Source organism: Sphaerisporangium perillae, from assembly GCF_023276435.1.
GTDB classification, from domain to species: domain Bacteria; phylum Actinomycetota; class Actinomycetes; order Streptosporangiales; family Streptosporangiaceae; genus Sphaerisporangium; species Sphaerisporangium perillae.
Window position 1 is genome coordinate 1 of the sequence record NZ_JALLPO010000075.1, and the last position, 25,044, is coordinate 25,044.

The window sequence follows — 25,044 nt, forward strand, 5'->3', positions numbered from 1 at the left end:
CGGCGGGGTGGTCGCACCTGCCGGCAGAGCGGCAGCGGGTGCGATAAGGACCGCGGCCAGAGCGAGCGACCCCACCGTTACCGCGCTTCTCACTGGGCTTTTCCTTCCCCGTACTCATGGCAACCCCATTGTGGAGCAATTGTCCCACCTGTGCACGCGCGAACGCCCCGCCGTGCTCAACCAAAAGCGTAGATCATGCAGGCGGATGGACCCAGGTTGTGCACATGCGAAGCGACGCGCACGGTTCGCTGCTGGAAGGATGATGCCAGCACACCCGTCCGCATCGCACGTTGGATCGCACGTTAGGAGGCCCAGTTGGAGCGCGAAGACGCCCTCGCCGGGCTCGACCCGGAGCAGCGCGAGGTGGCCGAGGCGGTGCGGGGCCCGGTGTGCGTGCTCGCCGGTGCCGGCACGGGCAAGACCAGGGCGATCACCCACCGCATCGCTCACGCCGTCCGCACGGGCGTGGTCGACGCGCAGAGCGTGCTCGCCGTGACGTTCACCACACGCGCCGCGGGCGAGCTCAAGCAGCGCCTGCGCTCCCTCGGCGCGCACGGCGTCCAGGCGCGCACCTTCCACGCCGCCGCGCTGCGCCAGCTCACCTACTTCTGGCCCCGCGTGATCGGCGGCGAGCCGCCCAGAGTCGTGGAGTCCAAGCTGCCCCTGCTGATCGAGGCCTGCCGCACGGTGCGCCGCAACCCCGACCGGGGCGAGCTGCGCGACGTCGCCGCCGAGATCGAGTGGGCGAAGGTCACCCAGACCGTCCCGGAGGAGTACGCGGCGCTCGCCGCGAAGGCCGGCCGCACGCCGCCGATCCCCGCCCAGGAGGTCGCCCACCTCTATGAGGCGTACGAGACGCTCAGGCGCCAGCGCCACCTGGTCGACTTCGAGACGATCCTGGAGCTCACCGCCGCGGTGATGACCGAGCACGAGGAGGTCGCCTCCGAGATCCGCCGGCAGTACCGCTACTTCGTGGTCGACGAGTACCAGGACGTCAACCCGTTGCAGAAGCTGCTGCTCGACACCTGGCTGGGCGGGCGCGACGACATCTGCGTCGTCGGCGATCCGAACCAGACCATCTACTCCTTCAGCGGCGCCACCCCGCGCTACCTCACCAACTTCGCCGTCGAGCACCCCTCGGCCACGGTGGTCAAGCTGGTGCGCGACTACCGCTCGACACCGCAGGTCGTGGGCCTGGCCAACAGCGTGCTCGCCAAGGCGCGCACGCCGCACCGGCTGGAGCTGGTCGCGCAGCGGCCCGAAGGGCCGAAGCCGGTGTTCGCCGAGTGCGACGACGAGCCCGCCGAGGCCGGGGCGGTCGCCGCGCGCGTCAAGGAGCTGATCGCCCAGGGCGTGCCCTCGCGCGAGATCGCGGTGCTGTTCCGGGTCAACGCCCAGTCCGAGCTGTACGAGCAGGCGTTCACCCAGGTGGGGGTGCCCTACCTTCTGCGCGGCGCCGAGCGGTTCTTCGAGCGGCCCGAGGTTCGGCAGGCCGTCGTGCTGCTGAGGGGCGCGGCCCGTTCGGCCAACGACGCGGAGCCGCTCGCGCAGGCCGTTCACGGCATCCTCGCCGGCATCGGCCTCACGGCCGAGGCTCCGGGGGGCGGCGCCGCGCGGGAGCGGTGGGAGTCGCTCAACGCCCTCGCCGAGCTGGCGGAGGACATCGCGGCCGAAGGGGGCGACCTGCCGCGCTTCGTCGCCGAGTTGGAGCGCCGCGCCACCGAGCAGCACGCGCCGCCGATCGAGGGCGTGACCCTCGCTTCCCTGCACGCCGCCAAGGGCCTCGAATGGGACGCCGTCTTCCTGGTCGGCCTCACCGACGGCATGCTGCCGATCATCTACGCCGAGACTCCGGAGCAGGTCGAGGAGGAGCGGCGCCTGCTCTATGTGGGCATCACCCGGGCCCGCGCCCACCTGCACCTGTCGTGGGCGCTCGCCCGGTCGCCCGGGGGACGCAAGGCGCGGCGCCCGTCCCGGTTCCTCGACGGCCTCACCGGCGGTGCCACGCCCGCCGGCCGCCCGGGCTCCCCGGTCCGGGACCGCAAGGAGCGCCGTCCCGGCCAGGCCCGCCTCGCCGCCCCGATCTCCTGCCGGGTGTGCGGCAAGACGCTGACCGTGGGCGCCGAGCAGAAGCTCGGCCGCTGCGCCACCTGCCCCGCCGACTACGACCAGGAGCTGCTCGAGCGGCTTAAGCTTTGGCGTACCAAAGCGGCGAAAGAGGCAAAGGTGCCGACTTACGTCGTGTTCACTGACGTTACGCTGCAGGCTCTGGCCGAACGGGTCCCCACGAACGAGGAAGATCTGCTCGCGATCGCCGGCATCGGCCGCGTCAAGCTGGAGCGGTACGGAGAGGCCGTGCTGGAGATCTGCCGCGGAGGGGAAGTGACGTGAACCAGGCGCTCAAGGAGGTCCTCGACCTGCTCGACCTGGAGCAGATCGAGTGTGACATCTTTCGGGGCAGGAGCCCCGAAGAGCGCATCCAGCGGGTCTTCGGTGGCCAGGTGGCGGCTCAGGCCCTGGTCGCGGCGGGGCGCACGGTGCCCTCCGACCGCACCGTGCATTCGCTGCACGCCTACTTCATCCGCCCCGGCGATCCGGCGATCCCCATCGTCTACAACGTCGAGCGCGTCCGGGACGGCCGATCCTTCACGACCCGGCGCGTCGTCGCCGTCCAGCACGGCAAGGCCATCTTCACCATGTCCGCGTCCTTCCACATCCACGAGGAGGGCGTCGGCCACCAGGCGGCCCACATGCCCACGGTGCCCGATCCCGAGACGCTGCCGCTCTTCCAGGACCGCATGCGCGACTTGCTGGGCGACGATGAGCAGTGGCGCGATTGGCTGGCCAGGCCCCGCCCGGTGGACGCCCGCCACGTCACGCCGCTCACCTGGGAGGCGGTGAACGATCCCTCGCTGCGCGGCTCCGAGACGCAGGTGTGGTTCCGCTACGACGCCGACCTGCCCGACGACCCGCTGCTCCATGTGGTGCTGGCCGCCTACGCCTCCGACTACACGCTGGTCGACACCGTGCTGCTGGCGCACGGCCTGGGTTGGGGCGCCTCGAACGTCGTCGGCGCGTCCCTCGATCACGCCATGTGGTTCCACCGGCCGCTCAAGGTCGACGACTGGGTCCTGTACGCCCAGGAGTCGCCGTGGTCGGGCAACGCGCGGGGGCTCGCCCAGGGGCAGATGTTCACCGCCTCGGGAGACCTCGCGGTGTCGGTCGTGCAGGAGTGCATGATTCGTGTCGCGAATCCGTGAAATCGCAGGTAGAAAATATGTTGCCGGGTTCCCCGGTCCACGTTTAGAGTCGTGCACAAGCCGGTCGGACGAGCCATCGTCCGACCCCGCATCCGAGAGGGAGGTGAGCCCAGTGAAGCAGATTGAGATGTCGACGTCCGCCACGCCGTGGCTCGCGTCCCTGTGCGGCATGCCTATCGCCGTTTCCGGCACGGCTGTCCGGAGCACCATCGCTCCGATCACCATGCCCGCCTTCGGCCTCACCGTCGATGGCGCAGCGAAACTCCGCCAGGAGAAGACTGCCCGCGTCCGCCTGGGTGCGGCCGCCTTCGCCTATGGCACCACCGGCATGGTCACCGACCACGCGGCCGCTTTCGGCCGTCCGGTCAGCGACCCGCAGACCACGAGCACCGCCAATGGTGGGGTGCAGGGTCCGCCACCCTGGAGGCAACCGGTCATAACCTGACCGGTTGAAAGAGCCTCCAGGCCGCGGATCCGTACCAGGATCCGCGGCCTTCTTGTTTTTCACAGCCGCCACGTCCGACCACCCACGAGGTAAACGACCAGATCAACAGCAGACAGAAAGGTGACGCAGATGGCGGTTTGGACGACCATGGACCTGGTCGACGAAGCCGATATCCCGTGTCGTACCGACCCCGACCTGTGGTTCGCCGAGTCCCCTGACGACGTCGAGTTCGCGAAGGCCCTCTGCGGAGGGTGCCCGATCCAGAAGGCCTGCCTGGCCCGCGCGCTGGAGCGCGAGGAGCCCTGGGGCGTCTGGGGCGGGGAACTCGTCCTTCGCGGAGCCGTCGTCCCGAGGAAGAGGCCGCGGGGACGTCCCCGCAAGACCCCGGTCGCAGCCTGATCCACCAGCACAGACTTTTCACCAGGTATCACCCACCCGAAAGGACCACTCTGATGAGCTACCTCCCTTCCTGGAGCAGCGAGATTCCCTATATGCATCAAGAACTGGTGCGGGACCGAATACAGACCCTTCACCGCGAGGCCGAAGAGCAGCGTCTGGTCCTGCGCCTCCAGCGCGTGCATCGAGCGCGCAGGCAGGCCGAACGCGCCTCCGTACGTCTGAGGCAGGCGCTCGCCCGCATGGCCTAGCACCGCGTGACGCGATCATGTTCGTGCCGGCCGGGCAGGCGGCCGTGGCCGGCGTACCTCGTGGAGCGTCCACCGTTCTGATGTGAGAGTCACCCGTGAGAAGGGCGGATCCGGATAGCCGGATCCGCCCTTTTGCTGTTCGCTGGAGACCTCCGGACACCATGGCGGTTACGGCGAGGAGGAACCATGGCGGGTTCACCCGGCCCGGACGGCGGTGGCCCCGACCTCGCGGCCCTGCGGCGGAGCCTCGCCGAGTACGTGCGAACGCGCGGCGAGGTGGCCGGCGCGGCGGTGGCCGAGGCGCTGCGGGCCGTCCCCCGGCACCTGTTCCTGCCCGGCACCCCGCCGGAGGCCGCCTACCGTGACGAGGCGATCGTGACCAAGCGCGACGCCGGCGGCCGGCCGATCAGCTCCTCCTCCCAGCCCACGATCATGGGCATCATGCTCGACCAGCTCGGCGTGGAGCCGGGCGCGCGGGTGCTGGAGATCGGAGCGGGCACCGGCTACAACGCGGCGCTGATCGCCCACCTGACCGGGCCCGGCGGCGAGGTGGTGAGCGTGGACATCGACCAGGACGTGGCCGACGCCGCGCGGGACCACCTGCTGGACGCCGGGTTTCCGGACGTGCGGGTCGTGTGCGCCGACGGAGCCGAGGGCTTCGCCGAGCGGGCGCCGTACGACCGGGTGATCGCCACGGTCGGGGTCTGGGACCTCGCGCCCGCCTGGCTGGATCAGCTCGTGCCGGACGGGCGCATCGTCGTCCCGCTGGACCTGCGGGGCGTGCAGTGCTCGGTGGCGATGGAGCGCGAGGACGACCACTGGACCAGCCGGTCGATCAGGCCCTGCGGCTTCATGCGGATCAGGGGTACGGCGGCCGGCCCGGAGCGGACCCACGTGCTGGACCGGGAGTCGGAGCTGACGCTGGAGTCGCCGACCGGGCACGACATCGACCCCCAGGCCGTGCGCGCGCGCCTGGCCGCCACCGCCATCGAGCGGAACACGGGCGTCGTGGTGGGCGCGGCCGAGATATTCGGCGGACTCGCCCTGTGGCTGGCGATCCGCGAGCCGTCCTGGTGCACGCTGTTCGGTGCCGACGCCTGCGACCTGCTCGGCGACACGCCGCTCGCCGTCCAGGGGCACAAGTTCACGGCCGGCGTCCTGGGCGACGGCGGCCTCGCCCTGCTGCGCAGGGGGCCGGGGCCGGAGGCGTTCGAGCTGATCGTCGCCGGGTACGGCCCGGCCGGGGACGAGCTCGCCGCGGGCCTGGTCGCGCAGGTCCGGGCGTGGGACGCCGCGGGCCGGCCTACGGCCCAGGGCCTGCGCATCGACGCCTACCCGATCTCGACGCGGGACGGCCGCCTGGACGCCGGCACGGTCATCGACAAGACCCACACCAGGCTGGCCCTCTCCTGGCCCGCACTGGCGTGACACTCCCGGCGCCGTCCCACCTCGGTCAGCCGTCCATCTCGGTCAGCCATCCGCCTGGGTCAGCCGTCCGCCTGGGTCAGCCGCCGCTCTGGGTCAGCCGCCGCTCTGGGGCAACCGGCGATCTCGGTCAACCGGCGATCTCGGTCAGCCGGCGCGGGATAGGGGATCGCGGTCGGCCAGTACGGCCCAGCCGTGGGCGGGCAGCGTGACCCGGGCGGCGGGGGTCCCTTGATCGTGTACGGCCGCGTCCCCGGCGAGCACCCGGTCGACTCCCGGAATCTCCAGCTCGGCCGGGTCGTCATCGAGGTTGAGCGCGGTGACGAGGCGATGCTCGCCGCAGGTGACCTCCAGAGCGAGGAGGCGGTTCGCCAGGTGCAGCGGCCGGGTCCGCGCGCGGTGCAGCCAGGGATGGCGCCGGCGCAGCCCGATGAGGTCCTGGTGCAGCCGGAAGACGGGCCGGCCGTATGGCGCGAGACCCGACGGGCCCTCGGCGGGGAAGGCCGGGCGGATCGCGTCGTCGCCGCCGGCCCGGTGCTCCTTGACGCCGTGGAACGCCCGCTCGTCCCCGTAGTAGATCGAAGGGGTGCCGCCGACGGTGAGCAGGACGGCCAGGGCGTGCGGCAGGTGACGCGGGTCGGTCAGCGCGCTGGCGATCCGGGTGACGTCGTGGTTGCCGACGAAGGTCAGCGGCACGAAGGTGTCGAGCAGGGCGTTGTGCCGGTCCAGCGCCCACGCGAGCTCGAAGAGGTTCCGGTCGTTGAGCGAGCTCCAGATCGCCTTCCACAACTCGTACTGGGTGACCGAGTCCAGGGTGGCGTCCAGGACGATCTGGCGGTAGTCGCCGTGGATGACCTCGCCGACGAAGTAGGCCTCGGGGTGCTTCGCGCGCACCCGGGGGAGGACCTCCGCCCAGAACCGCGGGGGCACGGCGTAGGCGGCGTCCAGCCGCCAGCCGTCGGCGCCCGCGGCGAGCCAATGGGACATGACATCGGTGACGTAGTCGGCGACCGCGGGCTGGGCGTGATCAAGGGCGACCAGGCCGTGGTGTCCCTCGAACGTCACGTACTCCGGCTCGGTACCCGGCCCCGCGTCCTCCGGCCATGTCAGACGGAACCAGTGCGCCTCCGGCGCCGACGGCCCGAGCTCGCGGACGCGGCGGAAGGCGGGGAAGTCGCGGCCGACGTGGTTGAACACGCCGTCGAGCAGCACCCGCAGGCCACGGTCGTGCGCGGCGCGGATCAGCCGGGCGAAGTCGCCGGCGTCACCGAGACGGGGGTCGATGCGGTAGTGATCGACGGTGTCGTAGCCGTGCGTCCCCGACGCGAACACCGGCCCGAGAGCCATCCCGGAGGCGCCGAGCTCCACGGCGTAGTCCAGCCAGCCGGCGATCTGGTCCAGCCGATGGCGAACCGTCTCGGTGGCGGGCTCGGTGGCGGGCTCGGCCCCGACGAAGCCGAGCGGGTAGACCTGCCACCAGATGACATGCTCGACCCAGCGGGGCTCCCTCACGGTGGCGGCGAGGTCGCTGACATGTCCTCCTGCGGTCCCACCTTCTCCCATGCTCTGTATCATCCTCCGTCGCCGGAACGCGGGACCCACCAGGAGCACGCGCCGGTGCGTCAGGTGGGACCGGTGAGGGGGCTACGCGATCAGTGCGGTCAGGAGGCGGCGAGCGCGGTGGCCCTGCCGTCGGGGTCGTCGTCGGCGAAGCCGGGAACCCAGCGGACGACCTCGTCGCGGAAGCGCGCCGTGGTGCCGAGCTGGCACAGCACCCCGATGCCGGCCGCGTGGACGCGGTTGATCAGCACGTACGACGGAGGCAGGTTGAGCTGGCGCACCACGTTCGTCGGCCGCAGGTCGGTGACGGCCGCCATCTGCCGCTGCAGCCACTCACGGCTGAAGGTGAACTCCTCCACCTGGGTCGGCTCGACGTACGGGGCGAGGAAGGCGCGCAACGCCTCCTTGTCGACCTCGATGTGCGGCCGGATGAACCCCTCGTCGCGCAGCCCCTGGACGACGGTCTCCATGTCGCCCTTGTTGAAGATGCGGGTCAGCGTGCCGAAGACGTCCGGGTAGCCGTCCGGCATGCGGTTCACGGCGCCGAAGTCGAGCACGCCCAGCCGCCCGTCGGGAAGGACCCGATAGTTGCCGGGATGCGGGTCGGCGTGCAGCATGCCCGCGCGGGCGGGCGAGCTGAACAGGAACCGCACGAACAGCAGCCCGGAGCGGTCGCGCTGCTCCTTGGTGCCCGCAGAGATGATCTTCGACAGCGGGGTGCCGTCCATCCACTCGGTGACGAGGATCTGCTCGTTCGCGGCGATGACGTCGGGCACGCAGACGTCGGGATCTCCGTGGTAGGCCGTGGCGAACGCGTGCTGGGCCTCCGCCTCGCGCAGGTAGTCGAGCTCCTCGGCGACCCGCTCTCTCAGCTCGCCCAGCACGGCCTTGATGTCGAGGCCGGGCAGCAGCACCCCGAAGAGCTTCCCCAGCCTCGCGAGCTGGTTGAAGTCGGACAGCAGAGCCTTCCCCGCGCCGGGATACTGGATCTTGACGGCCACTTCCCGGCCGTCATGCCAGACGGCCTTGTGCACCTGGCCGATGGAGGCCGCGGCGGTGGGAGTGTCGTCGAAGGCCAGGAAGTTCTCCCGCCAGTCGTCCCCGAGCTGCTCGGTGAGGACGGCATGCACGGTCGAGGCGGGAAGGGGCGGTGCCGCGTCCTGCAGTTTGGTGAGCGTCGCGCGGTAGGGCCCGGCGATCTCGGGCGGCAGCGCCGCCTCGAAGATCGAAAGGGCCTGGCCGAGCTTCATCGCGCCGCCCTTCAACTCGCCGAGGACGCGGAAGATCTGCTCGGAGGTGCGCTGCTGGATCTCCTGGGCGACCAACTCGGCGGACTTCCCACCGATCCTCTTGCCCAGCCCGAGAGCTGTGCGGCCGGCGAACCCCAAGGGGAGCGTCGCCAGCTTGGCGGAACGCGTCACGGCATGTTGGGGGAAGTCACTCACGCGACCATTGTTAGCGGTCCAAACTGGTTTCGACTACAACGACATTGTGGATGAGCGTTCCAGGAGCGTTTTTTCCAGTGCCAATCAGGCATTACGTCCACTGTGCTATTGGTCACAGTGGGCGCGAGGCCGTCGACACAACCCAGCACCTGGCCCGTCGCATGTGCCGCGACCAGCGTTGACAGCACCGTGTCGCACGCGATCTCACCCGCCGGAAAGCCGCCGAGGCGAGCGCCGAGCATCGGCCAGGACGGATCGCGATCACGCCGGATCAGCTCCAGGCAGCGCAGGCAAGAGGTGACCCCGGGAAGCACGAGCGGCCCGACCGAGCCGACGCCCTCTCCGGCGGTCACGAGCAGATGAGGAATGCCCAGCGCCACCAGCTCCCGCGCCACCACCCCGTCGAGCGGGCCCACCGGGGCAAGGACCACCAGATCGGGACGGCGGGCCCCGTCGGCGGGCTGCGAGGCGGTACGGCCGGTCCAGGCGTTGACGCCCGGCGCCACCCGGCGCGCCGCGGCCACCGCCCCGTCCTCCCTGCTGCGGCCGGTGTCGGCGAACGACAGCCCGCCCGGGACGACGTCCTCGTGCCGCGCGGGGCCGGGATCGACCACGCACACATGGCCGATGCCCGAGGCGGCGAGAAGCACGACGATCTGCGCGCCGACCCGGCCCGCGCCGTACACCCGGATGTGCGCGGCGCGACGGCGTTCGAGCGCCGTGAGCCCGCCGTCGCCCGCGTCGGCCTCCGACAGGGAAAGAGCGTCCAGGTCGGGTCCGAGCCGCTCGCGCTCGGCGGCCGTCAGCCCGCGAAGGGGCTCGGGCCGCACCGAGGCGTCGTCGAGCACGCCGTGCTCGGCCAGCATCCGCACCACCCGCCGGATGGTGCCCTCGTCGAGGTCGCCGCGGGCGATCAGCTCGTCGAGCGTGCGCGTGCCGTCGAGGCTCTCGACGAACCGGCGCACCGAGGGCTCCAGATCGGTGAGCACGACCGCACGGAGCGGGTTAACGCCCAGCTGGAGGGTGTGGTCGTCACGGTCGAGACGGCGCAGCGCCGGCTTCAGCCGGGGCCGCACGGGCGCCCGCGGGGCGCGCCGCCCGCGGAAGGGGGAATCGGTGGGGGAGGTCACGATCGCGCAGCCTGGCACATACGCTCGTGACTCCGGGGGCCGTCGTGCCCACTTGTGGATAACTTCTGTGCCCGTCCGGGGACAGCGCGTAACGCCGTCTGGGGCAGATGAGGGCCCTGGGTTGTCTGAACATTAAGCGAACGCGGATTGACCAGCGAAAACGTGGTACACCCCCTGTGGAATCCGGGAACTCTCGGCTACCGTTCATATGTGCCCCCCGAGACAGTCGAGGTCCGCCGGAGTGCACGCCGACGGCGGACCGTATCCGCATACCGCGATGGCGACAAGACCATCGTGTTGGTGCCTGCCGGGCTGAGCAGGACGGATGAGGAACAGTGGGTCCGGCGGATGCTCGAGCGGCTCGCCGCCAAGGAGCAACGCAGGCGTCCGAGCGACGATGACCTGCTCGAGCGGGCGAGAGAGCTCGCCGGCCGCTACCTGGACGACAAGGCCTGGCCCACGAGCGTGCGATGGGCGGAGAACCAGCGGCACCGCTGGGGGTCGTGCACCCCCGACCACGGCACCATCCGGCTCTCGACGCGCCTGCGGGGCATGCCCGCCTGGGTCGTCGACTACGTGATCATGCATGAGCTGGTCCACCTGCTGGTGCCGAGCCATGGTCCCCGGTTCTGGGCGCTCGTGGAGCGCTACCCGAAGGCCGAGCGCGCCCGCGGCTTCCTGGAGGGTTACTCCATGGCCGCCAACGGATCAGTGGAGGAGTGCTGAGAGCCCCACTCGGCCGCGCCCGGCGGGCGCGGCGACTCGGCGGCCCCGGACGGCGCCGCGCCGCGCGGGAGGAACGATGAGGCTCGCCGCCGTTCTCGTCACGCCCGCGATGGGCAAGGGGGCGCCGCCCGGAGTCGCTCCCGATGAGTTCCTGCTGGCCCTGGCCGAGGACACCTACGAGATCGTCGCCGGGCTCGAGCTGGTGCGGCCGATCATCCTGGCCGCCGGGGTGGACGGGCTGGACGAGCTCGCCTGGCCGGGCACGCGGGTGATCTCCCTTTCTGATCCGGCCGGCATCCCCGAGACGTTCGCGGCGCTCGAGCCGTACGGCGAGGAGGCGGTGGTGATCAGCGGCGACGCCCCGGACCTGCCCCCGTTGCTCATCGGCAAGCTGTTCCGCGAGCTGGGCCGCGCGCCCATCGCGGTGTGCCCGTCCGCCGGCGGGGGCGCGGTCGCGATGGCGGCCCGGCTGCCGTTCCCCGGCTGGGCCACGGCCGGCCTGGACGATCACGACGTGGTCGAGCGGCTCCGCGCGCAGGCCCCTGGGAGCCGCATGGTCGCCACCGGCCCCGGCTGGCACCGGCTCCGCAGCCCCGCCGACGTCGCCACGCTGGACCCCGGCCTGGAGGGCTGGGACAACACCCGGGCCCTGCTCACCTCCGGCTGACGCTCCGACCCCAGGCGCTCGGTGGCGGTCCGCTCGGGAGGTGAGAGCGAACCGCTCAAGCTCCCGGGATGCGCGAGGTCAGCGCTGGGCCGGCAGGGAGAGCTCGGTCAGCACGGCCCGGTGGTCGGTGCCGGGGACGTCGTACACGTGGTAGCCGAGCACCGAGATCCGCTGGTCGGCGAGCACGTGGTCGATGGTGATCATCGCCGGCAGCCGCTTGTTGGCCGGCCAGGTCGGGGTGAGGCCGTTGCCGGTGGTGTCACCGGCGTCGCGGTAGCCGCGTGCGACCACCCGCCGCATCTCGGCGTGGTCGAGGCTCGCGTTGAAGTCGCCCGCGAGGATGCGGAACGGTCCCGAGGACGGACCTGACGGCAGTGCCCGGAGCCCTTCGGTCCACTCGGTGACCTGGCGGCCCAGCGGGGGAAGGGTGTGCACGTCGACGATCTCGAGCTGGGCTCCGCCCGGCAGGCTCAGCCTGGCCGCGGGCATGTTGTGGCCGATCACCTGGAAGAGCCCGTTGAGCGGGGTGATCGGATGGCTGGAGTAGATGCCGCTGCCCGCCGCGCTCCACTCGTCCTGCAGGAGGCGGTAGGGCATCAGCTCCTTCAGCCCCGCGGCGTCGAGATCGGCGACTGCGCCGGGCGTGAGCTCCTGGGTGTTCAGGACGTCGGGACGGTTCCGGCGCACGAGGTCGACGACCGTCGCCGCGTCGCCGTGGCCGAAGAAGAGGTTCGCCGTCATCACCTTGAACGGCACTCCGGACGCGGCCTGGGCGACCGGCGCGTCCCCGAACGCGCGGGGCAGCACGCTGACGCCCAGCGCGGCGCTGGTGGCGAGCGCCACCGCGGTCACCGCCTTCTTGCGCGACAGCAGCGAGAGCAGAAGCGGCAGCAGCGAGCCCGCCGCGGCGTACGGCGTCGCCGTCATGATCTGCGCCGGGAACGATCCACGTTCCAGGCCGCCGATCCGCGCGACGGCCCAGGCGGCGAACGGGGTGACCGCGAGCCAGGCGAGCTTCCCCGGCACGCGCAGGCGCAGCGGTCGCAGGCGAGACGGGGTGACGATCACGCCGCCCACCGGTGTGTCGGTCGTGATGTTCACCCAATCCCCCGGCATGTCTCGGTGGTACGCCATCGACTTTATCCAGCGGATGTATGAACGGCGTGAAGAAGCGGAGACGACATGCCGCGTGTCAAGAAGAAAACCCAGATGTCAGACGTAGTCAGGGGAGCCTGCCCCGAGAAGCGACTCCCGCGCCCGGCGGGCGAGCCGGCGGGTGGCCTCGTCCGTCGGCTCGGGGATGTCGTCCACGGGCACCCAGCGAAGCTCCAGCGACTCGTCGCTGATCACGAACTCGGCCCCGGGAGGCGCCACGGCGCCGTACTCGACGTCCAGGTGCCAGCTGTGCGGCGGATGGCACCAGACCTGGTGCCGGTCGAGCGCGAGCGGCCCGGCGAGAAGCCTGAGACCGGGGATGCCGGACTCCTCGGTGGCCTCGCGCAGCGCCGCGGCCTCCAGCGACACATCAGAGGTCTCGCAGTGGCCGCCCATGGGCAGCCACATCCCGGCCTTCGGGTGCAAGGTCAGCAGCACCTTGCTCGCGTCGTGCGAGAGGACCGCCGTGGTGGCCGTGAGGTGGCCCGGCGCGCAGGACCGCCACATGGCGTCGTCATAGGACCGCAGGTGCTGGAGGAACTCCTCGCGGAGCGACTCCTCGCCGGCGGTGGGCGCGCGCCACCGGTCCAGAGCGGCTCGCGCCTGGTCGCGCAGGGTCATCCGTCGCCGGACCCCTTGGGCCCGCTCCCGGTGTCCCCGGTGTCCTCGGGCTTGCCGGGCTCCTGCCCGGGCGCCTGGCCCTCGAAGTCCGAGAGGTCGAACTTCGCCTCGCCCCGGACGAACGCCTCGGGGTCGTCCAGGTCGCTCGCCGTCGGCATCAGGTCGGGGTGGGACCACACTCCGTCGCGCCCCTCGATGCCGCGGTCGGCGGCGAGCGCCTGCCACAGGGCGGCGGCCTCGCGCAGGCGGCGCGGGCGCAGCTCCAGCCCGACCAGGGTGGCGAAGGTGCGCTCCGCCGGGCCTCCGGTCGCGCGGCGCCGCCGCATGGTCTCCGAAAGGGCGGCGGCGGAGGGCAGCTTGCCCTCGGCGGCGGCGTCCACCACCGAGCTCACCCAGCCCTCGACCAGGGCCAAGATGGTCTCCAGTCGCGCGAGGGCGGCCTTCTGGCGCTCGGTCTCCTCAGGCTTGAGCAGCGCGCCGCCGCTCAGCGCCTCCTGGATCTGCTCGGGGTTGTTGATGTCGAGCCCGCGGATCTGCTCCTCCAGGGCGGCGGTGTCCACGGTGATGCCCTTGGCGTACTCCTCGACGGCGCCGAACAGCTGGGTGCGCAGCCACGGGACGTGCTGGAACAGGCGGTGGTGCGCGGCCTCCCTGAGCGCCAGGTAGAGGCGGATCTCCTCGGAGGGGATCTCCAGGCCGTGGCTGAACGCGGCGATGCCGCCCGGCAGCAGCGCGGCGGTCTCGGAGAGCGGCAGCCCGATGTCGGAGGACCCGATCACCTCGGGCGCCAGCGTGCCGAGGGCCTGGCCGATCTGGCTGCCGACCATCATGCCGCCCATCTGGCGCATCATGCCCATGAGCGGCCCGAGCTGCGCGGCCATGGCCTGCGCCTCGCCGCCGAGGCCGCCCAGACCGGCGCCGCCCAGCGCGCCGCCCATGGTCTCGACCATGCGCTCGGCGATCGGGTCGCACAGCTGTTTCCAGACCGGGACGGTCTTCTCGATCCACTCCGAACGGCTCCACGCCTCCGGCGTGGTCAGCCCGCTCGGCAGTTCGGTGACCTCGTTCAGCCAGAGGTCGGCGAGGCGGAGCGCGTCCACGATCTGGCGGCGCTCCCCCTCCATGACGCTGGGATCGCCTTCGGCGACCACGGCGTGGCGGGCGATGTTCTTCGCCATGTCCCAGTTGACGGGCCCGGAGCCCGCCGGGGCCGAGAGCATGTCGGCGAACTGGCGCATGGCCGCGGCCATCTGCTCCGGATCGCCGAACATCGCGAACGGGTTCTCGTTGGGGTCGTTTTCGCGACCTGGCAGGTCAGTCACCGCTCTACCTCGTGCAGGATGGAGGAGTCCACATCCGCCACGTTATCCGTCGTAGGGCGGATCAGTGCAAAGTGAGGACCTCGTGCCTACCTCGAAACGCCTCCGGCCACCGGTCGTCGCCGTCACCGGCGCGGCCACGGGTCTGGGGAGAGAGTTCCTCTCCAGGGTCGCCTCGTCTGCGGATTTCCGCCGCGTGGTGGCGATCGACGATCAGCGTGGGGACGTTCCGGACGTCACCTGGCGGGTGATCGATGTCCGAGATCCGCTCTTGGCGAACCGCATCTCCGACGTGGACGTGCTGGTGCATCTGGCCGCCGACTACGCGCTCGACTCCGACCCGGCCGACCGCCGGGGGTACAACCTTCGGGCCGCCCAGACGGTGCTGACGGCCTCCGCCGCCGCCCGGGTGCGGCGGGTGGTGCTCGTGACGAGCGCCATGGTCTACGGGGCGGTGCCGGACAATCCGGTGCCGCTGCCGGAGGACGCGCCGGTCGCCGCCGAGCCCGACTCCGGCGTCGTCGGCGACCACCTGGAGATCGAGGCCCTCGTACGGCGGTGCCTGCGCAGCCACCCGGGCCTGGAGGTGACCGTGCTACGGCCGGCGGCCGTGGTCGGGCCGGGGGTGGACACGGTGGTCACGCGCCACTTCGAGGCTCCGCGCCTGCTCACCGTCAAGGGCTCCGCCCCCCGCTGGCAGTTCTGCCACGTGGAGGATCTCGTCTCGGCTCTGGAGCTGGCGGCGCTCGGCCAGGTCTCCGGGGTGGTGAACGTGGGCAGCGACGGGTGGCTCGAGATGGAGCAGGTCGAGGAGCTGTCCGGCCTGCGGCGCTTCGAGCTGCCCGCCGGGCTCACGTTCGGCACCGCGCAGCGCCTGCACCGGCTCGGCATCACCCCGGCCCCCGCGACGGATCTGCACTACGTCGTCTACCCGTGGGTGGTCGACAGCAGCTCGCTGCGCGCCGCCGGGTGGAAGCCGGCATGGACCAACGAGGCCGCCCTCCAGCAACTGCTGGAGCTGTGCGAGGGACGGCACGCGGTCGTCGGCCGGCGCCTGTCGGGCAAGGAGGCCACGATCACCGCCGCCGGCGCCACCGTCGCCGTGATCGGCACCGCCGCCATCGTCCGCAGAGCCCGCCGCAAACGTCGCATCTAAGCAGAGAGCGAGGCACGCGGAGCGAGGCCGAACGAACGCGCGCTCCGAGCCCGCCGAGCGGAGCGAGGCCAAGCAGGCACGGCTCGGGGTGCGGCGGTGGTCTGAGGAGGAGGGAGGGTGAGGTACGAGCCCGGACGACGACGAAGACCGCCGCCTCAAGGGCGCCCCGAGCTCGCCGAGCGGAGCGAGGCCAAGCAGGCACGGCTCGGGGTGCGGCGGTGGTCTGAGGAGGAGGGAGGGTGAGGTACGAGCCCGGACGACGACGAAGACCGCCGCCTCAAAGGCGCCCCGAGCCCGCCGAGCGGAGCGAGGCCAAGCAGGCACAGTAGTCTCGGGGCGTGAACGCCATCCGATTGCTGGGCATTCGAGACACCCCCCTGTCCGTGGACGAGGTGCTCGCCGCCGTCGGTGACAACGCGGCCGGTGGTACGACGCTCTTCGTCGGCACCGTGCGCGATCATGACAGCGGCAAGCCCGTCACCCTGCTGTCGTACTCGGCCCATCCGAGCGCGGAGGCCGAGCTGCGCCGGGTCGCGGAGAAGGTCGCCGCCGACTTCCCGGTGACCGCGCTGGCGGCCGTCCACAGGGTGGGCGAGCTGAGTCTGGGCGACGCCGCGGTGATCGTCGCGGTGGCCGCCGCGCACCGGGGCGAGGCCTTCGAGGCGTCGCGGCGCCTGATCGACGATCTGAAGAAGGAAGTGCCCATCTGGAAGCACCAGGTCTTCGCCGACGGCTCCACCGAGTGGGTCGGCGCCGGCGGCTGATCTGGGTGTGAGCGCCGGCCGCCGATCTGGGCGCCAATCGCCTTTCAGGCCGTTGACCAGGGCATTCGCGGGGCGCCGATCCTCGGTCGGCCAGGCCGCGCGGCGGGGGAAGTGATGATCGACCCGGATGTCCGCCCTGTGTGTGTCCGCGTAACCGGAGCCGTGGTAAGCGCATAGAGTTGCCACCATGTCCCGACGACGTCTGACGTTGATGATGGCGGGCGTCCTCACGCTCGTGCTCGGTGGCGCAGGCGCGCTGCTTCCCGTGCCGTACGTCGCGCTGAGCCCGGGCCCCACCGAGAACACCTTGGGTGACGTCAAGGGCAAGCCGGTCATCAGCATCTCGGGTCACCAGACCTATCCCACCTCGGGCAAGCTCAGCCTGGTCACGGTCGCCTACCAGGGCGGGCCCGACGCCCACATCGACCTGCTCACCGCGCTGCGCGGCTGGATGGACCCGACGGTCGCCGTCGTGCCGGAAGAGACGATCTTCCCCAAGGCCGTGTCGGTGAAGGAGGTCGAGCAGCAGAACACCCAGGAGATGAGCAGCTCCCAGCAGGACGCGACCGCCGCGGCGCTGAACGAGCTGAAGATCCCCATCAAGATCCTCGTGTCCGTCGCCTCCACCCAGAAGGGCAAGCCCGCCGAAGGCAAGCTCCGCCCGAACGACGAGATCACGACGGTCGACGGCACCCCGGTGCGCACGATCGACGAGGTCGCGGCCGGAGTCCGCAAGCACAAGGCGGGCGAGCAGGTCGAGTTCGGCATCGTGCGCGACGGCAAGCCCATGACCGTCCAGGTCGGCACGGTCGCCGGCAAGGACGGCTCCATCGTGGGCGTGATCATGGGTGGCCGCTACAAGTTCCCCTTCGACGTCAACGTGAACGTCGGAGACGTGGGCGGGCCCAGTGCCGGGCTGATGTTCTCGCTCGGCATCTACGACAAGCTCACGCCCGGCGCGCTCACGGGCGGCAAGTCCATCGCCGGCACCGGCACGATCACGCCCGACGGCAAGGTGGGCCCCATCGGCGGCATTCAGCAGAAGATGGTCGGCGCGCGTGACGCCGGAGCCACGATCTTCCTGACGCCCGCCGACAACTGCGACGACGCCCTGCCGGCCGTGCCCAAGGGGCTGCGCCTTGTGAAGGTGAGCACGATGCACGAGGCCGTCCAGGCGATCGACGCGCTGCGCACCGGCTCAGGGCAAGTGGCGGGCTGCCCGGCCTCATGACGGCTTGTGCTTCGTACCGCCCGGTGATTTCGTCACGCTGGGCGGCTGGGAACCCGCAGCCCGTCCGAGGCGTTGGGCCACCTGAGCGTGCGCGTCCCGACCGGTGGCGCCGCACGTTCCCCGAGCCTGCCCCCCGGCCGCTTCTCACCTGGAGCGGCCACGCGCGAAACAGCCGCAACTTGTGGCCCGACCGTGCGCAGGGCTCGGAGCGTGACCGCGCCATCACCGGTGTAGGTTGCCAGACACGGACCGTTACTCGTGAAAATTAGGGGTGGGCCTTGACCTTCCGGAACCCCGGCGCGGGTCGGGCGATGCGTATGCCCCGCCGGCCGCGACTTCTCGTTCCCGTGGCGATCACGCTCGTAGCGATCGTCATCTTGTTCTTCGTCTTCGCCGGTGTCTTCACCGACTGGCTCTGGTTCGACTCGATCGGGTACACCTCGGTCTTCTCGACCATGCTGGTGACCCAGCTGCTGCTGTTCGTCTTCGGTGCGCTGCTGATGGGCGGCATCGTGGGTGGCAACATCCTCATCGCCTTCCGTTCGCGCCCGCTGTTCGGCATCGGCATGTTCGGCGGCTCCTCGCAGGGCGCCGACCGCTACCGCGCGGCACTCGACCCGCACCGAAAGATGATCTTCATTGTCGGGCTGGCGGTGCTGGGCCTGTTCACCGGCTCCTCGACCGCCGGGCAATGGAAGACCTGGCTCCTGTTCATCAACGGGATGCCGTTCGGCCAGACCGACCCGCTGTTCAAGTACGACGTGTCGTTCTTCATGTTCACCTATCCGTTCATCCGGATGGTGCTGAACTTCCTGTTCACGGCGGTCATCATCTCGGTCGTCGCCGCGGCGATCGTCCACTACCTGTACGGCGGCTTCCGGCTGCAGTCGCCGGGTGTGCACGCCACCCGCGCCGCCCGGGTCCACCTGTCGGTGCTCGTCGGCCTGTTCGTGCTCCTGAAGGCCGTCGCGTACTGGGTCGACCGGTACGGTCTGGTCTTCTCCGACCGCGGCAAGGTGTTCGGCGCCTCCTACACCGACGTGAACGCCGTGCTCCCCGCCAAGAGCATCCTGGCGATCATCGCGCTGATCTGCGCCATCCTCTTCTTCGCCGGAGTCGTCCGGCCGGGCGGCATGCTCCCCGGCGTCGGCCTCGGGCTCCTCGTGCTCTCGGCCGTCCTGGTCGGCGGCGTCTACCCCGTGCTGGTCGAGCAGTTCCAGGTCAAGCCGAACCAGCAGAGCAAGGAACGCGAGTTCATCGACCGCAACATCCAGGCCACCCGATCGGCATACGGCGTCGCGTCGGCCGAGGTGACCGCCTACGGCGCGAAGACCCAGGGCACCCAGCAGGAGATCCAGAGCGAGGTCTCGACGATCCCCGGCGTGCGCCTGCTCGACCCGACCGTGCTCCCGCCGACCTACGAGCAGCTCCAGCAGATCAAGGGCTACTACCAGTTCCCCGATCAGCTCGACGTCGACCGCTACAAGATCGACGGTGTCTCGCGTGACACGGTCGTCGCGGTCCGCGAGATCGGCAGGCCCCCGGACCGCAACTGGATCAACGACCACCTGGTCTACACCCACGGGTTCGGGTTCGTCGCGAGCCCGGGCAGCAAGACCGACCCCCAGGGCAAGCCCGACTTCCTGGTCAAGGACATCCCGCCGACCAACGGGCTCGGCCAGTTCGAGCCGCGCATCTACTTCGGCGAGCACTCTCCCGACTACTCCATCGTGGGCGGGGCGAACAAGGAGCTCGACTTCCCCGAGCAGAGCAGCAACGGCCAGGGCAGCGGCCAGGTGAACACCACCTACACCGGCAAGGGTGGCGTCGCGATCGGCAACTTCTTCACCCGCATGCTCTACGCCGGCAAGTACGGCGAGACCAACCTGCTGCTGTCGTCCGCCATCAACGACAAGTCGCGCATCCTGTACAACCGCGACCCGCGCGACCGGGTGCAGCAGGTCGCCCCGTTCCTCACGCTCGACGGCGACCCGTACCCGGCGATCGTGAACGGGCGCATCCTGTGGATCGTCGACGGCTACACGATGTCGGAGGACTACCCCTACGCCGAGCGCCGCAGCTTCGGAGACATGACCCGTGACACTTCGACCGACCGGCTCCTGACGCCCCAGCAGCCGCGCGACCAGATCAACTACATCCGCAACTCGGTCAAGGCCACGGTCGACGCCTACGACGGCACCGTCTCGCTGTACGCGTGGGACGAGAAGGACCCGCTGCTCCAGACCTGGCAGAAGGCCTTCGGCGGCGTCATCAAGCCGAAGTCCCAGATCTCGCCGCAGCTCATGGAGCACCTGCGCTACCCCGAAGACCTCTTCAAGGTGCAGCGCGACATCCTCGGCCAGTACCACGTGACCAACGCGGACGCGTTCTACGGCGGCCAGGACTTCTGGAAGGTGCCGGAGGACCCCGCCAGCTCCAAGACCAAGCAGCCTCCGTACTACGTGACGCTCAGGATGCCGAACGAGACCGATCCGCGGTTCTCGCTCACCACGACCATGGTGCCCAACGCCCGGGACAACCTGGCGGCCTTCATGGCGGTGGACGCGACGGGCGGCGCCGATACGAAGATCCGCATCCTGCAGTTGCCGAGCGAAACGACGATCCCCGGCCCGAAACAGGCGCAGAACGCCTTCGACACCAAGGCCGCGAGTGTCCTGAACGACCTGCGCATCGGCGGCACGACCGAGACCCTGAACGGCAACCTGCTGACCCTGCCGTTCGGTGGCGGCCTGCTGTACGTCCAGCCGGTCTACGTCCAGCCGAAGGTCCAGAACTCGGCCCGCTATCCCACGCTGTTCCGGGTGCTGGTCATGTTCGGCAACGACGTCGGCGTCGGCAACACGCTCAAGGACGCCCTGGATCAGGTCTTCGGCCAAAGCGCGCAGACGCCGGCCAATCCGACGACGCCCGACCAGCCCACGACGCCCACCGGGGTCACGCCCGACCTCACCTCCGCCATCAACAACGCCCAGAAGGCGTACGACGACGGCCAAGAGGCGATCAAGAAGGGCGACTTCGCCGCGTACGGTGAGGCGCAGAAGCGGCTCGCCGAGGCGCTGAAGGAGCTGGAGGCGGCGTTGGGCAAGGGGACGGGCACCCCGTCGGCGACGCCGTCCGCGACGCCCAGCCCCAATCCCTCCGCCGCGGCGGCGGCCACTCCGGCGGCGTCCCCAACGCCTTCGCCGACGCCGAGCTCGTAGTCACCGTTCCGGGCCGGGAGCCGCCACAGGCTCCCGGCCCGTGACCGGGGACAGCACCGGTCGCGACGATTTGCCAGTGCTCTTCAAGGCCGATAGTCTCTTAAACGCAAGGCGACGCGGGGTGGAGCAGCTCGGTAGCTCGCTGGGCTCATAACCCAGAGGTCGTAGGTTCAAATCCTACCCCCGCTACCAAGAAATAGCAGTTCAAAGGCCCGGCCTCCGGAAACGGAGGCCGGGCCTTTGTGCATTTCTCCGTCGAGTGAGCCGGCGGGGCCGGCCTCACCTTCACACCAGGCGGCCGCCCTGCGCCACGAACATCGCCACGTCGATCACGGCGACCGCGACGGTCACGGCGAAGGCGGCCCGCCGCAGGTCGCCGCGCCCCGCCAGCAGGCCGCCTCCCAGCACCAGCACGACGGCCGCGAGGCCCGCCACGGTGACCGGGCCTCCCCGGTCCTCGGGGGCCAGGGCGATGACCACGGAGGCGGCGACGAGGAGGACGGCGGCGCCCATCCTGGCGCCGGTGGGCCCGAGCCGCTGAGGCAGGCCCCGCACGCCCAGCGCCAGATCGTCCGGCAGGTCGGGGAGCACGTTGGCGAAGTGGGCGCCCATGCCCAGCAGCGCCCCGGCCAGGATCGCCCACCACGCGGGCCAGGGGTTCCCGGGCAGGCCCAGGGTCACGAACGCCGGCAGCAGCCCGAAGGCCGCCGCGAACGGCAGCGGAGAGGCCGGGCTCGCCTTGAGCCGGAGGTTGTACAGCCACCCGCAGGCGACGGCCACGAGGTGGACGAGCCCCGCCAGGACGCCGCTCGCGAGCGACAGCGGCACGCAGGCCACCAGCGCCGCGAAGGCCGCGCGCGCCACCGTGCGCGGCGCGACGGCGTCACCCGCGAGCGGCTTGTCGGCGCGGCCGATGACGCGGTCGCGCGTGCGGTCGATCCAGTCGTTGCTCCAGCCGATCGAAAGCTGGCCGCTGAGCACCGCCGCGCCGACCAGCAGCGTGCCGCCGGCGCCTCTCCCGACGCCGGCGGCGAGTGCGGAGCCCACCGCCGTGACGACCACCGTGGGGCCTGGGTGGCAGGCCCTGATCAACGCGAGCATGCGATCAGCCTCGACCCCGCGCCTCGTTCGCGCAACGCGCGCCCGAGATCGCCTGATCCGCACCCGGACGCGCACTCGAACCTGTGATCGAAGAGTGTCGGGGCCTTCGGATAGTCTGCCGCTATGCGGATCGCGGTGACGGCGGACGCGACCGGCGGCACGCTCCGCCCGATGGGGGAGGACGCCAGGCGTGTCGGCGATCTCGCGCAGGCGCTGCGCGATCTGGAGGACACCGCGCGTCCCCGGTGGATCTGGGCTGACACGCGTGAGCTCTACCCCGCCCTGCTCGCCCGCGACGTGCGGCTGGCGCGCTGCCACGATCTGACACTCACCGAGTCGCTCCTCCTCGGCCACGAAGGCAGGTACGGCGAGCCCAGGTCGGCGCCGGCCGCCTACGCGCGGCTGCACGGACTCCCGGTGCCCGACGACGAGGCGGGTCCCCATGCCGTGCAGGACACGCTCTTCGAGCCCGAGCCGGCCGAGATCGACGTGAGCGAGGTGTACGCCGACCAGCTCAGGCGCATCGAGTCCACCGAGGACCCCGGCCGCTTCCGCCTGCTCGTCGCGGCGGAGTCCGCGGGAGCGCTGATCGCCGCCGAGATGGGTCATGACGGCATGCCCTGGCGGGAGGATCTCCACGACGAGCTGCTGAGCGAGCTCCTCGGGCCCCGGCCCGTCCACGGCATGCGCCCCGCGAAGCTGCAGGCGCTCGCCGACCAGGTGAGCGACGCGTTCGGGCAGACCGTCAACCCCGACTCTCCCCAGCAGATCGTCCGGGCCTTCAAGTCGGCGGGGCTGGCCGTCTCGTCGACCCGGTCCCACGTGCTCAAGCAGGTCGACCACCCGGCGGTCGCGCCGCTGCTGGCGTACAAGGAGCTGGCCCGCCTGCACAGCTTCCATGGCTGGACCTGGGCCCACCAGTGGGTGCGCGAGCACCGGTTCCATCCGGAGTACGTCGTCGGAGGCGTGGTGTCGGGCCGCTGGGCCACCAGCGGTGGCGGGGCGCTGCAGATCCCGAAGGTCATGCGCCGCGTGGTGGTCGCCGACGAGGGGTGGCGGCTGGTCGTGGCCGACGCGGCGCAACTCGAGCCGAGGGTCCTCGCGGCGATGGCCGGCGACAGGGGGCTCGCCCGGGCGGCGGGCGAGATCGACCTGTACGCCGCCCTCGCTCAGGCGTTCGGTGGAGCCCGCGACAACGCCAAGATCGCCATGCTGTCCGCGATGTACGGGGGCACCAGCGGTGACGCTCCGAAGCTGCTGGCGATCATGCGGCAGAGGTTCCCGCTCGCCTATGCCTTCGTCGAGGAGGCCGCCAGGGCCGGCGAGGAGGGCCGGCTGGTACGTTCCTGGCTCGGCCGTACATGCCCGCCGCCGTCGGCCCACTGGCTGAGTCTGGTCTCCGGGCCCGAGGGCGGCCGCGCGGCTCGCGACCGCGGGCGCTTCACCCGCAACTTCGTCGTCCAGGCGACCGCGGCCGAGTGGGCGCTCGCACTGATGGCGCTGCTCCGCGGGCTGCTGCCCTCACCCGCCAGGCTGGTGTTCTTCCAGCATGACGAGGTGATGGTCCACTGTCCGGAGGAGCTCGTGGGCGAGGTGTCGGCCGCGGTGAGCCGGGCGGCGGAGGAGGCCACCCGGCTACTCTTCGGGGACACCCCCGTGCGCATCCCCATGGAGGCGGTGACGGTGTCCTGCTACGGGGATGCCAAATAGCTCACGCGGGCACCTGGCGCACGCCGCCTTGATCACGGACGTGGTACCGGCCGGGCGCCCGCCTCACGTGACGGCCTTGATCAAGGACAACGATCTCCTGGCCGCCCAGCCGATCAGACAGACGCTGAAGACGACCTGGACGGCGCGCAGCCAGCCTGGCGTGGTCGTGGCGGCGAACACCACCACGCCAAGCCAGAGCATGCCGAACACCGCTACCAACGTGACAGCCGCCCAGTTCAGCCCCCGCGTCCACATGGGGGGAAGTCTTCCAGGACGATTCTCATGTCACGGCAAAGGCTGTCATCTCGACACGTGAGCTTGCTGGGTCGATTTTCCGGTTTGTTCGTTAACGCGGCAGTCTGCGTGCGGTGCCGGCGCACCGGCGCATCCGAGCCCCCGGCCGGAGACGGTTCGTCGGCCGCTGCTCCAAGTGGGCAAGCAACGCCTCCGCCGTGCGGACGTCGGACAGGATACGCAGGACGTCCTCGTCTCCAGCGGGCAGCTGCCCCCTCTTGTCCAACTCGTGCCGCAGGAACGTCAGCGGGTCGGGGTCACCGATCGCGTCCGCGGCCATGGTGGCCCGGGCCGCCGTCAGCAGGCCCAGATAGTGGGCGCGAAGGGTCGCTTCGCGCAGTCGCGCCTGCTCCAAGTCGTCCAGCAGGGTGCCGGCGATCTGCAGGAGATCGTCCGAGTCGCCCTCCTCGGCCGCGATGTGAGCACGGATGTCGTCGAACTCCGACCGCGTCATGATGACCACCTCCACGGGCGGGGTTCCGGGCGCCAGGGTAGCGCCAGCGGAGTCCCGCACCCTCTTCGTAACGTCTGGCGATTGCGGATGACTTGCCACCGGGTTGCCCCGGCGCGCGAATCGCCTGCTGTTTGGGACGTTGAGGGACGGGAAAGGTTTACCGGATACCAAAGTGGCGTCGGGCACTCCTGGGATGCTGCTAGAGTTTCCCCTCGTTGGGCGGTGATCAGGCCCCGAGAGATCCAAAAAATCTTACGGGTGGCCGGCGTGCCCACAAGCTCCCTGGCTTCCGGATCCTCCCGGTTGATGCGCTGATGCGGCATCTGTCCGGTTGGTCTGGTAAGTTAGACGGGTTGCCCTGGCGACAGGGTGCGGATCTTAGCGGTTTCGGATGGTATGCGTCAGATCGGCTGATTTGACAGGGATCGTCCGGATCTGGTAAAGTTAATCAACGAGATGTACGCCCTGGATCGGGTCGGAGCCGCACGGCTTCCGGTCGGACCGGAGTACGCGTCCGTTTCTTGAGAACTCAACAGTGTGTTAAAAGCCAGTGCATGATTATGCATTAATCTCCGTCTTTCGTGCCTTTTGTGGGTGCGGGGATGGTTCCTTTGGTTGGCATCGCACATGTGTGTGTGGTGTCCGCCGGGATTTCTTCAGACATTGTTTGGAGAGTTTGATCCTGGCTCAGGACGAACGCTGGCGGCGTGCTT

The 25,044-nt window shown here is 70.6% G+C and carries 22 protein-coding genes and 1 tRNA gene; 14 read left to right on the plus strand and 9 right to left on the minus strand.

The genetic code is table 11. The annotated features are described in order from the left end of the window. Positions 1 to 315: 315 nt before the first annotated feature. From MYF83_RS40675 to fxlM, 6 genes are all read left to right on the plus strand, one after another. Positions 316 to 2,391, plus strand: a complete 2,076-nt coding sequence (locus MYF83_RS40675) for an ATP-dependent DNA helicase UvrD2 (RefSeq protein ID WP_248966161.1) — start codon at positions 316 to 318, stop codon at positions 2,389 to 2,391. Next, positions 2,388 to 3,260, plus strand: a complete 873-nt coding sequence (locus MYF83_RS40680; RefSeq protein WP_248966162.1) for an acyl-CoA thioesterase — start codon at positions 2,388 to 2,390, stop codon at positions 3,258 to 3,260. The genes MYF83_RS40675 and MYF83_RS40680 overlap by 4 nt, the downstream gene beginning before the upstream one ends. A 112-nt stretch (positions 3,261 to 3,372) precedes the next feature. Then, a complete protein-coding gene (locus MYF83_RS40685; RefSeq protein ID WP_248966163.1) occupies positions 3,373 to 3,705 on the plus strand; it encodes a hypothetical protein in 333 nt (110 codons plus the stop codon). 129 nt (positions 3,706 to 3,834) lie between these two features. Next, positions 3,835 to 4,104, plus strand: a complete 270-nt coding sequence (locus MYF83_RS40690) for a WhiB family transcriptional regulator (protein ID WP_248966164.1) — start codon at positions 3,835 to 3,837, stop codon at positions 4,102 to 4,104. A 53-nt stretch (positions 4,105 to 4,157) separates the two neighbouring features. Then, positions 4,158 to 4,352, plus strand: a complete 195-nt coding sequence (locus tag MYF83_RS40695; RefSeq protein ID WP_248966165.1) for a hypothetical protein — start codon at positions 4,158 to 4,160, stop codon at positions 4,350 to 4,352. A gap of 186 nt (positions 4,353 to 4,538) precedes the next feature. Next, on the plus strand, positions 4,539 to 5,780 hold the full coding sequence (fxlM, locus tag MYF83_RS40700; protein WP_248966166.1) for a methyltransferase, FxLD system: 1,242 nt from the start codon (positions 4,539 to 4,541) through the stop codon (positions 5,778 to 5,780). A gap of 144 nt (positions 5,781 to 5,924) precedes the next feature. On the opposite strand, the gene MYF83_RS40705 is transcribed toward fxlM, so the two are convergent. The 3 genes from MYF83_RS40705 to MYF83_RS40715 all read right to left on the minus strand — a co-directional run bounded on the left by MYF83_RS40705 (position 5,925) and on the right by MYF83_RS40715 (position 9,912). Then, positions 5,925 to 7,340 carry an alpha-amylase family glycosyl hydrolase gene (locus MYF83_RS40705; protein WP_248966167.1) on the minus strand — a complete coding sequence of 472 codons (1,416 nt, stop codon included), beginning with the start codon at positions 7,338 to 7,340 and terminating at the stop codon, positions 5,925 to 5,927. Between the two features lie 98 nt (positions 7,341 to 7,438). Continuing rightward, on the minus strand, positions 7,439 to 8,782 hold the full coding sequence (locus tag MYF83_RS40710; RefSeq protein ID WP_248966168.1) for an ABC1 kinase family protein: 1,344 nt from the start codon (positions 8,780 to 8,782) through the stop codon (positions 7,439 to 7,441). Continuing rightward, complete coding sequence (locus tag MYF83_RS40715) at positions 8,779 to 9,912, minus strand: ThiF family adenylyltransferase (protein ID WP_248966169.1); 1,134 nt, start codon at positions 9,910 to 9,912, stop codon at positions 8,779 to 8,781. The genes MYF83_RS40710 and MYF83_RS40715 overlap by 4 nt, the downstream gene beginning before the upstream one ends. Positions 9,913 to 10,122: 210 nt before the next feature. Between MYF83_RS40715 and MYF83_RS40720 the strand changes: the two genes are divergently transcribed. Both MYF83_RS40720 and MYF83_RS40725 read left to right on the plus strand, forming a co-directional pair. Beyond that, a complete protein-coding gene (locus MYF83_RS40720; protein ID WP_248966170.1) occupies positions 10,123 to 10,638 on the plus strand; it encodes a M48 metallopeptidase family protein in 516 nt (171 codons plus the stop codon). 76 nt (positions 10,639 to 10,714) lie between these two features. Next, complete coding sequence (locus MYF83_RS40725) at positions 10,715 to 11,305, plus strand: glycosyltransferase family protein (protein ID WP_248966171.1); 591 nt, start codon at positions 10,715 to 10,717, stop codon at positions 11,303 to 11,305. A gap of 78 nt (positions 11,306 to 11,383) precedes the next feature. On the opposite strand, the gene MYF83_RS40730 is transcribed toward MYF83_RS40725, so the two are convergent. From MYF83_RS40730 to MYF83_RS40740, 3 genes are all read right to left on the minus strand, one after another. Then, positions 11,384 to 12,439: an endonuclease/exonuclease/phosphatase family protein gene (locus MYF83_RS40730; protein WP_248966172.1), complete on the minus strand. Its 1,056-nt coding sequence runs from the start codon at positions 12,437 to 12,439 to the stop codon at positions 11,384 to 11,386. A 78-nt stretch (positions 12,440 to 12,517) separates the two neighbouring features. Continuing rightward, positions 12,518 to 13,081 (minus strand): NUDIX hydrolase, encoded by a 564-nt coding sequence (locus MYF83_RS40735; RefSeq protein ID WP_248966173.1) that lies wholly within the window; start codon positions 13,079 to 13,081, stop codon positions 12,518 to 12,520. Next, positions 13,078 to 14,403 (minus strand): zinc-dependent metalloprotease, encoded by a 1,326-nt coding sequence (locus tag MYF83_RS40740; RefSeq protein WP_248966174.1) that lies wholly within the window; start codon positions 14,401 to 14,403, stop codon positions 13,078 to 13,080. The genes MYF83_RS40735 and MYF83_RS40740 overlap by 4 nt, the downstream gene beginning before the upstream one ends. An 82-nt stretch (positions 14,404 to 14,485) precedes the next feature. On the opposite strand from MYF83_RS40740, the gene MYF83_RS40745 reads away from it, so the two are divergent. The 5 genes from MYF83_RS40745 to MYF83_RS40765 all read left to right on the plus strand — a co-directional run bounded on the left by MYF83_RS40745 (position 14,486) and on the right by MYF83_RS40765 (position 20,964). Beyond that, positions 14,486 to 15,556: an NAD-dependent epimerase/dehydratase family protein gene (locus tag MYF83_RS40745; RefSeq protein ID WP_248966175.1), complete on the plus strand. Its 1,071-nt coding sequence runs from the start codon at positions 14,486 to 14,488 to the stop codon at positions 15,554 to 15,556. Between the two features lie 338 nt (positions 15,557 to 15,894). Further along, complete coding sequence (locus MYF83_RS40750; RefSeq protein WP_248966176.1) at positions 15,895 to 16,320, plus strand: molybdenum cofactor biosynthesis protein MoaE; 426 nt, start codon at positions 15,895 to 15,897, stop codon at positions 16,318 to 16,320. Positions 16,321 to 16,507: 187 nt separating this feature from the next. Next, positions 16,508 to 17,551: a YlbL family protein gene (locus MYF83_RS40755; protein ID WP_248966177.1), complete on the plus strand. Its 1,044-nt coding sequence runs from the start codon at positions 16,508 to 16,510 to the stop codon at positions 17,549 to 17,551. Positions 17,552 to 17,862: 311 nt separating this feature from the next. Beyond that, positions 17,863 to 20,772 carry a UPF0182 family membrane protein gene (locus MYF83_RS40760; protein WP_248966178.1) on the plus strand — a complete coding sequence of 970 codons (2,910 nt, stop codon included), beginning with the start codon at positions 17,863 to 17,865 and terminating at the stop codon, positions 20,770 to 20,772. 115 nt (positions 20,773 to 20,887) lie between these two features. Next, a tRNA-Met gene (locus MYF83_RS40765) sits at positions 20,888 to 20,964 on the plus strand. Positions 20,965 to 21,057: 93 nt separating this feature from the next. On the opposite strand, the gene MYF83_RS40770 is transcribed toward MYF83_RS40765, so the two are convergent. Beyond that, positions 21,058 to 21,873: a UbiA family prenyltransferase gene (locus MYF83_RS40770; RefSeq protein ID WP_248966179.1), complete on the minus strand. Its 816-nt coding sequence runs from the start codon at positions 21,871 to 21,873 to the stop codon at positions 21,058 to 21,060. Between the two features lie 123 nt (positions 21,874 to 21,996). Between MYF83_RS40770 and MYF83_RS40775 the strand changes: the two genes are divergently transcribed. Beyond that, complete coding sequence (locus MYF83_RS40775; protein ID WP_248966180.1) at positions 21,997 to 23,583, plus strand: bifunctional 3'-5' exonuclease/DNA polymerase; 1,587 nt, start codon at positions 21,997 to 21,999, stop codon at positions 23,581 to 23,583. 63 nt (positions 23,584 to 23,646) lie between these two features. On the opposite strand, the gene MYF83_RS40780 is transcribed toward MYF83_RS40775, so the two are convergent. Then, positions 23,647 to 23,784: a hypothetical protein gene (locus MYF83_RS40780; protein WP_248966181.1), complete on the minus strand. Its 138-nt coding sequence runs from the start codon at positions 23,782 to 23,784 to the stop codon at positions 23,647 to 23,649. A 145-nt stretch (positions 23,785 to 23,929) separates the two neighbouring features. Next, entirely contained in the window at positions 23,930 to 24,331 is a 402-nt protein-coding gene (locus MYF83_RS40785) for a hypothetical protein (protein WP_248966182.1), read from the minus strand. Positions 24,332 to 25,044 lie beyond the last annotated feature (713 nt).

Excerpts from the sequence above, each read along its gene's own strand:
- MYF83_RS40770 (WP_248966179.1), bottom strand. The coding sequence starts at position 21,873 with ATGCTCGCGTTGATCAGGGCCTGCCACCCAGGCCCCACGGTGGTCGTC.
- MYF83_RS40780 (WP_248966181.1), bottom strand. The coding sequence starts at position 23,784 with ATGCTCTGGCTTGGCGTGGTGGTGTTCGCCGCCACGACCACGCCAGGC.
- MYF83_RS40705 (WP_248966167.1), bottom strand. The coding sequence starts at position 7,340 with ATGGGAGAAGGTGGGACCGCAGGAGGACATGTCAGCGACCTCGCCGCC.
- MYF83_RS40695 (WP_248966165.1), top strand. The coding sequence starts at position 4,158 with ATGAGCTACCTCCCTTCCTGGAGCAGCGAGATTCCCTATATGCATCAA.
- MYF83_RS40760 (WP_248966178.1), top strand. The coding sequence starts at position 17,863 with ATGCGTATGCCCCGCCGGCCGCGACTTCTCGTTCCCGTGGCGATCACG.
- MYF83_RS40735 (WP_248966173.1), bottom strand. The coding sequence starts at position 13,081 with ATGACCCTGCGCGACCAGGCGCGAGCCGCTCTGGACCGGTGGCGCGCG.
- fxlM (WP_248966166.1), top strand. The coding sequence starts at position 4,539 with ATGGCGGGTTCACCCGGCCCGGACGGCGGTGGCCCCGACCTCGCGGCC.
- MYF83_RS40775 (WP_248966180.1), top strand. The coding sequence starts at position 21,997 with ATGCGGATCGCGGTGACGGCGGACGCGACCGGCGGCACGCTCCGCCCG.
- MYF83_RS40725 (WP_248966171.1), top strand. The coding sequence starts at position 10,715 with ATGAGGCTCGCCGCCGTTCTCGTCACGCCCGCGATGGGCAAGGGGGCG.
- MYF83_RS40785 (WP_248966182.1), bottom strand. The coding sequence starts at position 24,331 with ATGACGCGGTCGGAGTTCGACGACATCCGTGCTCACATCGCGGCCGAG.
- MYF83_RS40730 (WP_248966172.1), bottom strand. The coding sequence starts at position 12,439 with ATGGCGTACCACCGAGACATGCCGGGGGATTGGGTGAACATCACGACC.
- MYF83_RS40690 (WP_248966164.1), top strand. The coding sequence starts at position 3,835 with ATGGCGGTTTGGACGACCATGGACCTGGTCGACGAAGCCGATATCCCG.
- MYF83_RS40755 (WP_248966177.1), top strand. The coding sequence starts at position 16,508 with ATGTCCCGACGACGTCTGACGTTGATGATGGCGGGCGTCCTCACGCTC.